Annotated in this window: 9 protein-coding genes and 1 tRNA gene; 4 read left to right on the top strand and 6 right to left on the bottom strand. The window is 68.0% G+C overall.

Annotation, left to right across the window (positions count from 1 at the left end; genetic code table 11):
- Positions 1-49 precede the first annotated feature (49 nt).
- The gene (gene purF / locus CES90_RS40535; protein ID WP_189781047.1) at positions 50-1,576 is read left to right on the top strand and encodes an amidophosphoribosyltransferase; all 1,527 of its coding nucleotides are present in this window, start codon (positions 50-52) and stop codon (positions 1,574-1,576) included.
- Positions 1,577-1,628: 52 nt separating this feature from the next.
- Entirely contained in the window at positions 1,629-2,699 is a 1,071-nt protein-coding gene (gene purM, locus CES90_RS40530; RefSeq protein WP_189781048.1) for a phosphoribosylformylglycinamidine cyclo-ligase, read from the top strand.
- A gap of 152 nt (positions 2,700-2,851) precedes the next feature.
- Here purM and CES90_RS40525 read toward each other — a convergent pair whose 3' ends face one another.
- Entirely contained in the window at positions 2,852-3,109 is a 258-nt protein-coding gene (locus CES90_RS40525; protein ID WP_189781049.1) for a DUF3073 domain-containing protein, read from the bottom strand.
- Positions 3,110-3,421: 312 nt separating this feature from the next.
- A complete protein-coding gene (locus CES90_RS40520) occupies positions 3,422-4,516 on the bottom strand; it encodes a Leu/Phe/Val dehydrogenase (RefSeq protein WP_189781050.1) in 1,095 nt (364 codons plus the stop codon).
- A gap of 222 nt (positions 4,517-4,738) precedes the next feature.
- Between CES90_RS40520 and CES90_RS40515 the strand changes: the two genes are divergently transcribed.
- Both CES90_RS40515 and bldC read left to right on the top strand, forming a co-directional pair.
- Positions 4,739-5,581, top strand: coding sequence for a hypothetical protein (locus tag CES90_RS40515; RefSeq protein WP_189781051.1), 843 nt, complete (start codon positions 4,739-4,741; stop codon positions 5,579-5,581).
- Between the two features lie 626 nt (positions 5,582-6,207).
- Positions 6,208-6,414: a developmental transcriptional regulator BldC gene (gene bldC / locus CES90_RS40510; protein ID WP_003949541.1), complete on the top strand. Its 207-nt coding sequence runs from the start codon at positions 6,208-6,210 to the stop codon at positions 6,412-6,414.
- 500 nt (positions 6,415-6,914) lie between these two features.
- On the opposite strand, the gene CES90_RS40505 is transcribed toward bldC, so the two are convergent.
- From CES90_RS40505 to CES90_RS40490, 4 genes are all read right to left on the bottom strand, one after another.
- Positions 6,915-7,115: a DUF6274 family protein gene (locus tag CES90_RS40505; protein WP_189781052.1), complete on the bottom strand. Its 201-nt coding sequence runs from the start codon at positions 7,113-7,115 to the stop codon at positions 6,915-6,917.
- 386 nt (positions 7,116-7,501) lie between these two features.
- Positions 7,502-7,576: transfer RNA gene (locus CES90_RS40500), tRNA-Asp, on the bottom strand.
- 111 nt (positions 7,577-7,687) lie between these two features.
- Positions 7,688-11,689, bottom strand: a complete 4,002-nt coding sequence (gene hrpA / locus CES90_RS40495; RefSeq protein WP_189781053.1) for an ATP-dependent RNA helicase HrpA — start codon at positions 11,687-11,689, stop codon at positions 7,688-7,690.
- Positions 11,690-11,770: 81 nt separating this feature from the next.
- Entirely contained in the window at positions 11,771-13,405 is a 1,635-nt protein-coding gene (locus tag CES90_RS40490; protein WP_229913598.1) for a hypothetical protein, read from the bottom strand.
- Positions 13,406-13,442 lie beyond the last annotated feature (37 nt).

Genomic DNA, 13,442 nt, shown 5'->3' with positions numbered 1-13,442 from the left:
GAGATCACCGGATTCGGACCGGTGCACGATCTCGCCTACACTCGATGGCGTGCCACGTGGTGACGGACGACTCAACCACGACCTTCTCCCCGGTGAGAAAGGCCCCCAGGACGCGTGTGGCGTCTTCGGTGTCTGGGCCCCGGGCGAAGAGGTCGCCAAGCTCACATACTTCGGGCTGTACGCCCTCCAGCATCGGGGCCAGGAATCCGCGGGTATCGCGGTCAGCAACGGCTCCCAGATCCTCGTCTTCAAGGACATGGGCCTCGTTTCCCAGGTCTTCGACGAGACCTCCCTCGGCTCCCTCCAGGGTCACATCGCGGTCGGTCACGCCCGCTACTCGACCACCGGCGCCTCCGTATGGGAGAACGCCCAGCCCACGTTCCGTGCCACCGCGCACGGTTCCATCGCGCTCGGCCACAACGGCAACCTGGTCAACACGGCCCAGCTCGCCGAGATGGTCGCCGACCTGCCCAAGCAGGAGGGCCGTACGCCCCGCGTCGCGGCCACCAACGACACCGACCTGCTCACCGCGCTGCTCGCGGCCCAGGTCGACCCCGACGGCAAGCCGCTGACCATCGAGGAGGCCGCCCACGCGGTCTTCCCGCAGGTGCGCGGCGCCTTCTCCCTCGTCTTCATGGACGAGCACACCCTCTACGCCGCCCGTGACCCGCAGGGCATCCGCCCGCTGGTCCTCGGCCGGCTGGAGCGCGGCTGGGTCGTCGCCTCCGAGTCCGCCGCCCTCGACATCTGCGGTGCCTCCTACGTCCGCGAGATAGAGCCGGGCGAGTTCATCGCCATCGACGAGAACGGTCTGCGCAGTTCCCGGTTCGCGGAAGCGAAGCCCAAGGGCTGTGTCTTCGAGTATGTGTACCTGGCCCGCCCGGACACCGACATCGCCGGCCGGAACGTGTACCTCTCCCGCGTCGAGATGGGCCGCCGCCTCGCCAAGGAAGCCCCCGTCGAGGCCGACCTCGTCATAGCGACCCCGGAGTCCGGCACCCCGGCCGCCATCGGCTACGCGGAGGCGAGCGGCATTCCGTTCGGTGCGGGTCTGGTGAAGAACGCGTACGTCGGACGTACGTTCATCCAGCCCTCCCAGACGATCCGCCAGCTCGGCATCCGCCTGAAGCTGAACCCGCTGAAGGAAGTCATCAAGGGCAAGCGCCTGGTGGTCGTCGACGACTCGATCGTCCGCGGCAACACCCAGCGCGCCCTGGTCCGCATGCTCCGCGAGGCGGGAGCGGCGGAAGTCCACATCCGGATTTCCTCTCCCCCCGTGAAGTGGCCCTGCTTCTTCGGCATCGACTTCGCCACCCGCGCCGAGCTCATCGCCAACGGCATGACCGTCGACGAGATCGGCACCTCCCTGGGCGCCGACTCCCTGGCGTACATCTCCATCGACGGCATGATCGAGGCGACCACCATCGCCAAGCCGAACCTCTGCCGCGCCTGCTTCGACGGCGAGTACCCGATGGAGCTGCCCGACCCCGAGCTCCTCGGCAAGCAGCTCCTCGAGACCGAGCTGGCCGCCGGGCCCGCCGCCACGGCCGCGACCGACGCGATCCGTCGCCCGTAGCGGGCCCGCATCACCTGCTTATCTGCAGTACGACACGAAAGTTCTCACCGTCATGTCTGAGACAACTGGTGCCAGCTACGCAGCCGCGGGCGTCGACATCGAGGCGGGCGACCGCGCCGTAGAACTCATGAAGGAGTGGGTGAAGAAGACCCAGCGCCCCGAGGTCCTCGGCGGCCTCGGCGGTTTCGCCGGCCTCTTCGACGCCTCCGCCCTCAAGCGCTACGAGCGCCCGCTGCTCGCCTCCGCCACGGACGGCGTCGGCACGAAGGTCGACATCGCGCGTCAGCTCGGCGTCTACGACACCATCGGCCACGACCTGGTCGCGATGGTGATGGACGACATCGTGGTCTGCGGCGCCGAACCGCTGTTCATGACCGACTACATCTGCGTCGGCAAGGTCCACCCCGAGCGCGTGGCCGCCATCGTCAAGGGCATCGCCGAGGGCTGTGTCCTCGCCGGCTGCGCCCTCGTCGGCGGCGAGACCGCCGAGCACCCCGGCCTCCTCGGCCCGGACGACTTCGATGTCGCCGGCGCGGGCACGGGCGTGGTCGAGGCGGAGCACCTGCTGGGCCCGGATCGTATCCGGACGGGTGACGCGGTGATCGCCATGGCGGCCTCCGGCCTTCACTCGAACGGGTACTCGCTGGTCCGCCACGTCCTCCTCAACCAGGCCGGCCTCTCCCTGGACGCCGAGATCGCCGAACTTGCCCGCCCCCTCGGCGCGGAGCTCCTGGAGCCCACCAAGATCTACTCCCTGGACTGCCTGGCGCTCACCCGGACGACGGAAGTACACGCGTTCAGCCATGTGACGGGCGGCGGCCTGGCCGCCAACCTGGCCCGTGTGATCCCCGACACCCTCCACGCCACGGTCGACCGCTCCACCTGGACCCCGGCCCCGATCTTCGACCTGGTCGGCAAGACGGGCCAGGTAGAGCGCTTGGAGCTTGAGAAGACCCTGAACATGGGTGTGGGCATGATCGCGATCGTGCCCCAGGAATCCGCCGATGTGGCCCTGACCACATTGGCGGACCGCGGCGTGGACGCCTGGGTCGCAGGCGAAATCACCGACCGCGCCGACCACACGACAGGCGCAGAACTGGTGGGCGACTACGCACGAGGCTGAGCGGCAACGCGCCCCAAAGGGGCGCGCGGCTGTGACATGTGCGGCTCCGCCGCGTGGGCGTGAGCAACCTCAACGCACCCGCGGTGTGAAGGCATCGCAAAACCCGGTCCGGTGGTGGAACCACTCGGACCGGGTGAAGCGCAGCTAGAGCGTCAAGCGCCCCGACGATGCGACGCGGGACCGGACTGATCGTCCTCGTCGTCATCGTCGTCATCGTTGTAGAGATCCGCGTACTGGGCGTACGGGTTGTCGTCGTCTTCGTCGTCCTCGAACGGCTCGCCGTTCGGAGGCTGGCTCGAAGTCGATGCGCCCAGCTCGCTGGCCAGACGCGACAGGTCAGTCCCGCCGCTGTTGTACTTCAGCTGGCGGGCGACCTTCGTCTGCTTGGCCTTGGCCCGGCCGCGCCCCATGGCTCGACCCCCTCGGTGACGGGGCTCGACGGCCCCAGAGTCTTGACACGCGTTCATGATCTGGAACGGGCTCTCCGTGGAGAGACCGGTCCGTAGGGCTTCCACGGTACCTGAGCCCGCGCCCATACGGTACGTCGCCCGCAGCACGCGCCTGTGCCCAGAACCTGCGAGGAGCCCTGTCCCCGCTGGTCAACCGCGATTTTAACCGTTTCTCGGCGAGCGACCCGCCGGTCGAAGTGAGAGTTCTCTCCAAATCCACCGGCGGGTACCAGCCCAAGATGTGCGACCCTCGCGCGGAACGAGCGGAAACGATCAGCGTCCGCGTTTCGCGGCCGCCTCATGCATCCGCTGCTCGGCGATCCGGTCGGCCGCGGCGGCCGGCGGAACACCATCCGCCTTCGCACGTGCGAAGATCGCCAGCGTGGTGTCGTAGATCTTCGCGGCCTTCGCCTTGCACCGCTCGAAGTCGAACCCGTGGAGCTCGTCGGCGACCTGGATGACCCCGCCGGCGTTCACGACGTAGTCCGGCGCGTAGAGGATCCCGCGGTCGGCGAGGTCCTTCTCGACACCGGGGTGCGCGAGCTGGTTGTTGGCGGCGCCGCACACCACCTTGGCGGTGAGCACGGGCACGGAGTCGTCGTCGAGCGCGCCGCCCAGCGCGCAGGGGGCGTAGATGTCGAGCCCCTCCACCCGGATCAGCGCCTCGGTGTCGGCGACGGACGTGACGCCCACCGGATGGCGGTCGAGGATCCGCCGTACGGCCTCCTCGCGGACGTCCGTGATCACGACCTCGGCGCCCTCCGCCCGCAGATGCTCCACGAGGTGGTGGCCGACCTTGCCGACGCCCGCGATGCCGACTCTGCGGTCGCGCAGCGACGGGTCGCCCCACAGGTGCTGGGCGGAGGCCCGCATGCCCTGGTAGACGCCGAAGGCGGTCAGGACGGATGAGTCGCCGGCGCCGCCGTTCTCGGGGGACCGGCCCGTCGTCCAGCGGCACTCGCGTGCCACGACGTCCATGTCGGCGACGTACGTGCCGACGTCGCACGCGGTGACGTACCGGCCGCCCAGAGAGGCCACGAACCGCCCGTAGGCGAGCAGCAGCTCCTCGGTCTTGTCGCGGTCCGGATCCCCGATGATCACGGCTTTGCCGCCGCCGTGGTCGAGCCCGGCCATGGCGTTCTTGTACGACATTCCGCGCGCGAGGTTCAGCGCGTCGGCGACGGCCTCGGCCTCGGTCGCGTACGGGTAGAAGCGGGTGCCGCCGAGGGCGGGGCCCAGCGCGGTGGAGTGGATGGCGATGACGGCCTTGAGGCCGCTGGCCCGGTCCTGGCAGAGCACGACTTGCTCGTGACCGCCCTGGTCCGAGTGGAACAGGGTGTGCAGGACGCCGTCAGATACTTCGGTCACTGTGGTGACTCCTGGGTAAGAAGCGGCGGTTGAATACAGGCTCCCGTGCGGGTGGCGGGATCTGTGAGCATGAGACTAGAGCCTGCGCCCGCCCGACAGCGGCGCAGCTTCAGGATCACCCACTCCTGGAGTACGGCCGTGGTGCGATCCGTACAGTTTTCCGGCCCGCTCATGTGCGGGTTCCGCAGGTTTCCCCGGTAGCTGCCGGGGGAGGGAGCAGGCGTGCCCAAGGTGTCCTCGGTGATCGTCCCGTACGCGTCGTACCTCCGCGTGTACGAGCCGCTGGCGGCCTTCCCCGAGCCCGAGCGCACCCACTGGGCGCGCTACGCCCGGCGCACCGACCGGCCCTCGTACCAGGACGAGCTGCGCCGCTCGCTGGCCGATCTGCTGCCCACGCCGCCGGTGCCGGTGCCGGTGCACGAGAGCAGCGACGCCTTCGTGCTGGACGCCGACGGCGTGCTCTGCGTCTGCCCCTGGCGTACCCGGCTGCGCGGCTGGCAGGCGCTCGGCGACCTGGCCGAGGAGCTGCCCGCGCCGGTCCTCGACGCGGTGCTGCCGCCGCTGGTGCGGCGGCAGGCGAGCCAGGACTACGAGCGCTGGATGGCCCGCAACCCCGACGCCCGCCCGTGGATCCGCACCTCCACCTGGCACGTCCCGCTGAACTGGTTCGTCCTCGTCTCGGACGAGGAGCGGACGTATGAGAAGGGCTCGGGCGAGACCTCGCCCGTGCTTCGCTATCGCACGCCCATGGTGCAGGCCCGGCGGCGCGTGGCGCGCGGGCTGCGGGCGCTGCGGGACACCATCGACGAGGGGCCGCTGATCGACGGTCTCATCGACGTGGGCCGTTGGCTGGAGGAGTTCCACCCGCGCTCGTTCGTCGAGCTGGACTACGGCGGCCTCGTGCATGTGCTGCCCGCCGACGAACTGGACGGTGATCATTCGGCCGCCGATGTGGCCGAGGGCATCGAGGCACTTCGCAGCGGCGACGGGTTGGCAGCAGGGGAGGCGTACGGGCGTCTGGTCGAGCGGTGGCGGGCGGTGCGGGACCGGCGCTCGGCGAACTGAACCGCTTGAACCTCCCGCCCGAACGTTCCGGATGAACCACCCGAACCTTCCCTCCGTACCTGTGACTTGTGGGGCGGCTGGGAAAAGGCTTTCCACAAAGGCTGAAGCATGGTGAACTGTCCACCCTTGGCCCAGGCTTGACGCACTGAAGTTCCGTATGGGCGTCATCGTGGGACTTAGGCCCTGATCCGGGCTTTTGTATCAAGGTGGTGCCAAGCGTGACGGATTGCACTTACGCGGGCCTTGCCTCTTACGCATCTCCTCGTGTCAAAATAGGACAAGGAGTCCGGGGGAGGCTCCTTCTGCCCACCTGTGGGCGGAATCTCAGCATTGCGCGCTTTGGGGGGTCTGGTGACTCCTGCACGCCAGTGTGACTGATCGTCACACTGGCGTGACTGTCCGCTATGGCATGGTCCATCGGCATCCGTCGCTGATGAACACCTGGGAGGGCAATTCCATCGGTTTGGCCGACGCGGCTGGACAGATGGTGTAGTTGTAGTGCCGAGGACAAGCCGTTCGTCCTATAACCGACTCGACTCGCGTCCGCCATTTCGGGCAACGCGGGTCAAGGTGCAGAATTTAGAGGAAAGAACCGAGAAGGTTCGGTTCTCCCGAGGAGGCCGCTCATGACCGCTCGCACCCCTGATGCCGAGCCGCTGCTGACCCCGGCTGAGGTCGCCACCATGTTCCGCGTCGACCCCAAGACGGTCACGCGGTGGGCGAAGGCCGGCAAGCTCACGTCCATCCGTACGCTCGGCGGGCACCGCCGTTACCGCGAGGCTGAGGTCCGCGCACTGCTCGCGGGCATTCCGCAGCAGCGCAGCGAGGCCTGAACAGTCGCATAACAGGGCATTTCGGCTGGTCCCCCCATCGGCCGAACCGTCCGAAGCCACAGCTCAACCGCTCCAAGCGACGCGGGCCCTGCCCCAACAGGGACCCACGCCCAAGCCATACAGAGCCTTGCAGCAAGGGTGCGTCGTAGATCGCGCTGGACTCCGCCGGGTCCAGCGCGATCTTTTTGTGCCCCCGAGGACGCGGGCCTGTTCCTGCGGGGGTGCGGAACGCCGGCTTCCGAGTGAGCTTGTGCGCGCCCGTGTCAGAGTCTGGGGAGGGCTGTTGGATCTCCTGTGTGGGCCTTCCGGGACTGGTGCAATTGCACATATTAAATTGACCAGTTGTAGGAGCCCGGTAAGAGTCGACGCTCTGGAAACTTATACGGTGACACCCGTCACATGCCGAGACGCTTGTTGCCAGTGGCTCATCTGCGGTAATGGGGAAGGGAGTTGAGGAAGAAACGTTCCCCTGCGGGAGTGTGTTCCCCGATCCGCCCGTCTCACGCCTTGGGTCGTATGGCCGGGCTCTCCCCCGCCGCCGGGCCCTCGGAGCCGTCCTCGCCGCCCGCCACGGGCTCCGACGCCAGCCGCAACAGCCGGTGGCAGATCGGGCAGTGGCGGGTCGCGTGGCGATACGAGGAAGCGGCCGACAGGTGAGCACGGAGCAGTGCGCGGGTCTCGTGCCGAGCGGTCGCCGCCATATGCCACCTCCGGGGTCGTGGAGCCCTGTTTCCTGAGGTACCGGGGGAATGTGACGCCGTCAAGAGCCGCGGCGCTCCGCTTGGGGTCCGGGGGAGCTCGGGTGGGTGGGCTGCGTTGGCGGGTGCGGGTGAGTTGGGGTGCTGGTCGCGCCCACGCGGCGGAGCCGCATATGTCACAGCCCCGCGCCCCTGAAAGCACGACCCTGCGGGCCGCTGAAAAGACTGGGGCGCAGCCCTGTCTTTTCAGAGGCGCGGGGAACTGCGCGAGCAACCACACACCACCCGCACCCGCCAATGCGCCTCCACCCCCGAGCTCTTGGGCGGCTTCGGCGCACAGCGAAGAGGGCCCGCATCCTTCTCGGATGCGGGCCCTCTCGTCATCACTGCGGTCCTGACGGGATTTGAACCCGCGGCCTCCACCTTGACAGGGTGGCGAGCACTCCAAACTGCTCCACAGGACCAGGTTTCGCAGTCAGTGCCTTTCCGCGCTGGCCTGCGAGAAAAGACTGTACAGGAGCAGCGGCCCCCGGGTCGAACTCACCCAGCGTACAGACCCCGTTACCGGCCACCGCCTACGGCGCAAGCGCGTCGATCGCCTTCACGATCCGCTTGTCGGAGACCGGGTACGCCGTCCCCAGCGCGTGCGCGAAGTAGCTGACCCGCAGTTCCTCGATCATCCAGCGGATCTCCAGGACAGCGGAGGGGACGGGCCGTCCCTGCGGGAGCTGTTCCAGCAGCCAGGCGTACTCGTCGCGCATCTCGTGGACCTTCTCCATACGGGACGTGTCCCGCTGGACGCCGGTCGGCATCTGCTGGAGGCGCCGGTCGGCCGCCACCAGATAGCGCATCAGGTCCGGGAGGCGGCGCAGGCCCGCTTCCGTGACGAAGCCGGGCTTCACGAGGGCGTCCAGCTGCGTCCGTACGTCCGCGAGGTTGGCCACGAGGGCAGGGCTGCGCGTGGACTTCAGCCGGCGCTCACAGGCCTGCCAGGCGGCCAGCACCTGCTGCACCTGGCCCACCGTACGGACCGTCATGCCGACGATCTCGGCGCGGACCTTGTCGTACAGCTTGCGGTACGACGACTCGTCCCACGCCGGCCCGCCGAAGTCGGCGATCAGCTTGTCCGCCGCGGCCATCGCACAGTCGTCGAACAGGGCCTGGATCGAACCGTGCGGATTCGCCGACAGCGCCAGCTTCTGCGCGTTCGTCAGCTTTTCGCTCGCGAACTTCGCAGGGTTGACCGGAATGTTTCGGAGAATGAGCCTACGGGTGCCCTTCCACATGGCCTCCTGCTGCTCTGCCTCCGTGTCGAAGAGGCGTACGGAGACGGTGTTCGCCTTCGGTCCGTCGTCGACGAGCGCGGGGTACGCCTTCACCGGCTGGCCGGCGCGACGGGTCTCGAAGACGCGGGTGAGGGAGCCGATCGTCCAGTCCGTCAGGCCCGTCCGTTCGAGGGACTCGCCGCCCTGGCGTTCCGCGGTGGCCGCGGCCGCCTGGGAGAGGGCCTGGCGGGCCTTCGGCTTCAACTGCAGCCGAAGCGCCTCCAGATCCTTGTCCTCGGCCAGCTTCCGGCGCCGTTCGTCGACGATACGGAAGGTGATCTTCAGGTGATCGGGGATCCGGGACCAGTCGAAGTCCTCGGGCGCCACCGGTACGCCCACCATGCGCTTCAGTTCGCGGGCGAGGGTCACGGCCAGCGGCTCCTGCAGGGGCACCGCCGTGTCCAGGAACCGCTTGGCGAAGTTCGGGGCCGGTACGTAGTTCCTGCGGATCGGCTTGGGGAGGGAACGGATCAGTTCCGTCACCACGTCCTCCCGCAGGCCCGGGATCTGCCAGTCGAAGCCCTCGTCCGTGACCTGGTTCAGCACCTGCAGCGGGATGTGGACGGTCACGCCGTCCGCGTCCGCGCCCGGCTCGAACTGGTACGTCACACGGAACTTGAGCTGCCCCTGGCGCCACGAGTCCGGATAGTCGGCCTTCGTGACCGCCTCCGCCGACTCCCGGATGAGCATCTCCCGCTCGAAGTCCAGGAAGTCGGGCTGCTCGTGCCGCTTGCGCTTCCACCAGGAGTCGAAGTGGGCGCCGGAGACCACGTGTTCGGGAACCCGCTGGTCGTAGAAGTCGAAGAGGGTGTCGTCGTCGACCACGATGTCCCGGCGCCGGGCCCGGTGCTCCAACTCCTCGACCTCGCTGAGGAGTTTGCGGTTGTCGGCGAAGAACTTGTGGTGCGTACGCCAGTCGCCCTCGACAAGTGCGTTGCGAATGAAAAGCTCACGGCTGGCTTCCGGGTCGATCCGGCCGAAGTTGACCTTCCGCTGGGCGACGATCGGTACGCCGTAGAGCGTGACCTTCTCGTACGCCATCACGGCCGCCTGGTCCTTCTCCCAGTGCGGTTCGCTGTACGTCCGCTTGAGGAGGTGCTCGGCGAGCGGCTCGACCCACTCGGGCTCGATCTTGGCGTTGACGCGGGCCCAGAGTCGCGACGTTTCCACCAGCTCGGCGGACATGACGAAGCGCGGGGGTTTCTTGAAGAGGGCCGAGCCCGGGAAGATCGCGAACTTGGCGTTGCGGGCGCCCAGATACTCGTTCTTCGCTGTGTTTCTCCCGCCCTCTCCCGCTGTGTTTCTCCCGCTCTCCCTCCCGGCCTCCTTCACGTCCTTCATACCGATGTGGGAGAGCAGACCGGCCAGCAACGACACATGGACCTGCTGCTCCGGGGCGTCGTCCTCGTTCAGATGGATGCCCATCTGCTTGGCGACCGTGCGCAGCTGGCTGTAGATGTCCTGCCATTCGCGAATGCGCAGGAAGTTCAGGTACTCCTGCTTGCACATCCGGCGGAACGACGACGAGCCGCGCTCCTTCTGCTGCTCGCGGACGTACCGCCAGAGGTTGAGGAACGCGAGGAAGTCGGAGGACTCGTCCTTGAAGCGGGCGTGCTGCTGGTCCGCCTGGGTCTGCTTGTCGGCGGGTCGCTCGCGTGGATCCTGGATGGAGAGCGCGGCGGCGATCACCATGACCTCGCGGGCACAGCCGTTCTTGTCGGCCTCCACGACCATACGGGCCAGCCGCGGGTCGACAGGCAGCTGGGAGAGCTTGCGGCCCATCGGGGTCAGGCGCTTGCGTACGTCCTTCTGGGCCGGGTCCAGCGCACCGAGCTCCTGGAGGAGCTGAACACCGTCGCGGATGTTGCGATGGTCCGGCGGGTCGATGAACGGGAACTTCTCGATGTCGCCGAGGCCGGCCGCGGTCATCTGGAGGATGACGGAGGCGAGGTTCGTACGGAGGATCTCGGCGTCGGTGAATTCGGGCCGCGCGTTGAAGTCGTCCTCGCTGTACAGGCGGATGCAGACACCGTCGGAGGTACGGCCGCAGCGGCCCTTGCGCTGGTTGGCGCTGGCCTGGGAGATCGCCTCGATGGGCAGCCGCTGGACCTTGGTGCGGTGGCTGTAGCGGGAGATGCGCGCGAAGCCCGGGTCGATGACGTACTTGATGCCGGGGACGGTCAGTGAGGTCTCGGCGACGTTCGTGGCCAGAACGATCCTGCGGCCGGTGTGCGGCTGGAAGACGCGATGCTGCTCGGCGTGCGAGAGCCGGGCGTAGAGAGGGAGTACTTCCGTGAAGCGGTACTGCTTCTTGATCAGCGCGTCGGCGGTGTCACGGATCTCCCGCTCACCGGAGAGGAAGACGAGGATGTCGCCCTTGCCCTCGGCCTGGAGCTCCTCGACGGCGTCACAGATCGCGGTGATCTGGTCGCGGTCGGTGTCGTCGGAGTCCTCTTCGAGGAGGGGCCGATAGCGCACCTCGACCGGGTACGTACGGCCGCTGACCTCGACGATCGGCGCGTCCCCGAAGTGCCGGGAGAAGCGCTCCGGGTCGATGGTCGCCGAGGTGATGACGACCTTGAGGTCGGGGCGCTTGGGCAACAACTGGGCGAGGTAACCCAGCAGGAAGTCGATGTTGAGGGACCGCTCATGGGCCTCGTCGATGATGATCGTGTCGTACGCGCGCAGCTCGCGGTCCGTCTGGATCTCGGCGAGCAGGATGCCGTCCGTCATCAGCTTGACGAAGGTGGCGTCCTGGTCGACCTGATCGGTGAACCGGACCTTCCAGCCGACGGCCTCGCCGAGGGGAGTCCGCAGCTCTTCCGCCACGCGCTCGGCGACGGTACGGGCCGCGATTCTCCTCGGCTGCGTGTGCCCGATCATGCCGCGTACGCCACGCCCCAGCTCCATACAGATCTTCGGGATCTGGGTCGTCTTCCCGGAGCCGGTCTCACCCGCGACGATGACGACCTGGTGATCGCGGATGGCATCCGCGATCGCGTCCTTCTTCTGGCTGACGGGCAGTTGCTCGGGATACGTGACGGCCGGCACGCGCGCGGCGCGCTCGGCCATACGGGCCTCGCCCTTGGCGACCTCCGCCTCGATCTCGGCGAGCACGGCGGCCCGGGCCTCGGGCTTACGGATCTTGCGCGCACCTTCGAGCCTGCGCCCGAGCCGGTGCGCGTCGCGCAGGGACAGCTCGGCCAGACGGGGGGCGAGGGCGCCGAAGGCGGGGGCAGGTGGCGTAGACATACGGGACCCAGGATCTCACCTCGACGAAACGAGGGGCGAACGCTTTTGCGTCCGCCCCTCGTCGCATGTGTGTCGTGTGCGTCACCGCACGTCGACGTAGTCCTCCGCGCCGCTGCCGACGAAATGCCTGCTGTCGGGGTAGAGGAAGACCGGCACCCAGGTGCCGTCCTGCTGGGCCTTGAAGCCCTTGCTGAACGATCCGTTGGACTTCGAGGTGACCGTCGTCATCAGGTACCAGGTCTTCTTGCCCTTGGGCCGGAAGAGGATCTGGACCTTCTTGGCGCCGTACGCCTTCCAGGTCGACGTGTCGGCCTTGCGCTCCTGGAGCACGCCCTTGACGGTGATCGTCCGGCCCTTGCGAACCGGCTCCGGCGAGGCGTTCGCGTCCTTGATCCGGGTCAGGGCCCGGTTCTTGCGCAGGGCGCTGCTGGTGGTGCCCTTGACGTCGTACGTGGTGGAACCGGCGTACTTCAGTCGCCAGTAGCCGTCCGTGTATCCCGGCAGGGTGGTGTGGAACTGCGAGTCGAAGCCGGTCTTGACGGTCTTCTCGGTGGTCCAGCCGGTCTTGCCGTTCGGCGAGTACTGGATGGCGACGCTCACCCGCTCGCTGTGGTCGTCCCCGACGATCCCGAGGGTGCCGGAGACGCTGAGCTCGGCGTACTTGTCGAGCGAGGCCGTGAACTCCCGGAACTTGGTGGTCGCCGTGACCGCGACGGAGACGTCGGCGGTCGCGGTGCGCTGGATCCAGGGGTTGTACGGGTACGGCGGGAAGGCCACCTCGTACACGGTCTTCTGGTACGGACTGGCGACGAAGCTGAAGCGGCCGTCGGCGCCCGTGGTCGCCTCGATCGGGTTGACGGTGCTGCTGTTCTTGTGGTCCATCTCCAGCGGGATGCCGGACAGTGGCTTCCACTCCGAGCCGCTCTGGTACTGCAGCGTGCCGGAGACCGTGATCTTGTCGCCCGCGGTGGGGTGGAAGCTCGTCTTGTCGAGGACGAAGCGGGTCGGCGCGGCCTTGGGGTCGATGCTCACCCAGGGGACCGTGGCGTAGCCCAGGTCGCCGTTGTACGTGGCCCAGGCCCAGCCGCCCTCCTCCAGCTCACGGGAGACGGAGAAGTGGCCCTTCTCGTCCGAGGTGGTGGTCGTCTCGATCCGCTGGCCGATCCTGAGGTCCACGGAGGCGCCCGGAAGCGGCTCGGTCGCGCGGGTGCTCGGGTCGCGTACGACCATGTCACCGCTGACCGTGACGTTCTTGTCCTCGATGGTCGGCGCGGTGGGTGTGACGGCGAAGCCCTGGATGACCGGCTGCTTGCGGTACCGCAGTGTGCCCGCGCTCTTCTGGACGGTGGTCTCGCCCGCGCTGGTCGTGGCCTCGACGTCGATCGTGTAGTCGCCGAGGGTGTCCAGGTGGACGGGCGGGGAGGACCAGACGCCCTCCCAGGAGCTGACCCAGTACGTCTGCGTGAAGTCGGTGATCGTGGCCACCGGGGCGTCCGACTCGGAGCCGCCCAAGGGCCGGAGCGTCGCGGTGATCTTCGCGACGTCCTCGCCGATCGCGCTGCCGTGGTTGAGGCGTACGTCGATGACCGACCAGTCGGCCGAGTCGCTGGACGCCTCCTTGACGACGGGAGCGGCGGCGTGCGCTATGCCCGGTATCGCGAGTGTGGAGAACAGGACGGCCCCCGCCGTCACGAGTCCCCTGGCTATGTGTCTCAAGAACCCCCCATGGCTCTCGGCGAGCGGCCTTGGCCCA

The organism is Streptomyces capitiformicae (assembly GCF_002214185.1).
In the GTDB taxonomy this organism is placed as follows: Bacteria; Actinomycetota; Actinomycetes; order Streptomycetales; family Streptomycetaceae; genus Streptomyces; species Streptomyces capitiformicae.
Note: the sequence above shows the minus strand (reverse complement) of the source record. Positions and strands in the feature narration are given on the sequence as shown.

Excerpts from the sequence above, each read along its gene's own strand:
- purM (WP_189781048.1), top strand. The coding sequence starts at position 1,629 with ATGTCTGAGACAACTGGTGCCAGCTACGCAGCCGCGGGCGTCGACATC.
- CES90_RS40525 (WP_189781049.1), bottom strand. The coding sequence starts at position 3,109 with ATGGGGCGCGGCCGGGCCAAGGCCAAGCAGACGAAGGTCGCCCGCCAG.
- bldC (WP_003949541.1), top strand. The coding sequence starts at position 6,208 with ATGACCGCTCGCACCCCTGATGCCGAGCCGCTGCTGACCCCGGCTGAG.
- CES90_RS40505 (WP_189781052.1), bottom strand. The coding sequence starts at position 7,115 with ATGGCGGCGACCGCTCGGCACGAGACCCGCGCACTGCTCCGTGCTCAC.
- hrpA (WP_189781053.1), bottom strand. The coding sequence starts at position 11,689 with ATGTCTACGCCACCTGCCCCCGCCTTCGGCGCCCTCGCCCCCCGTCTG.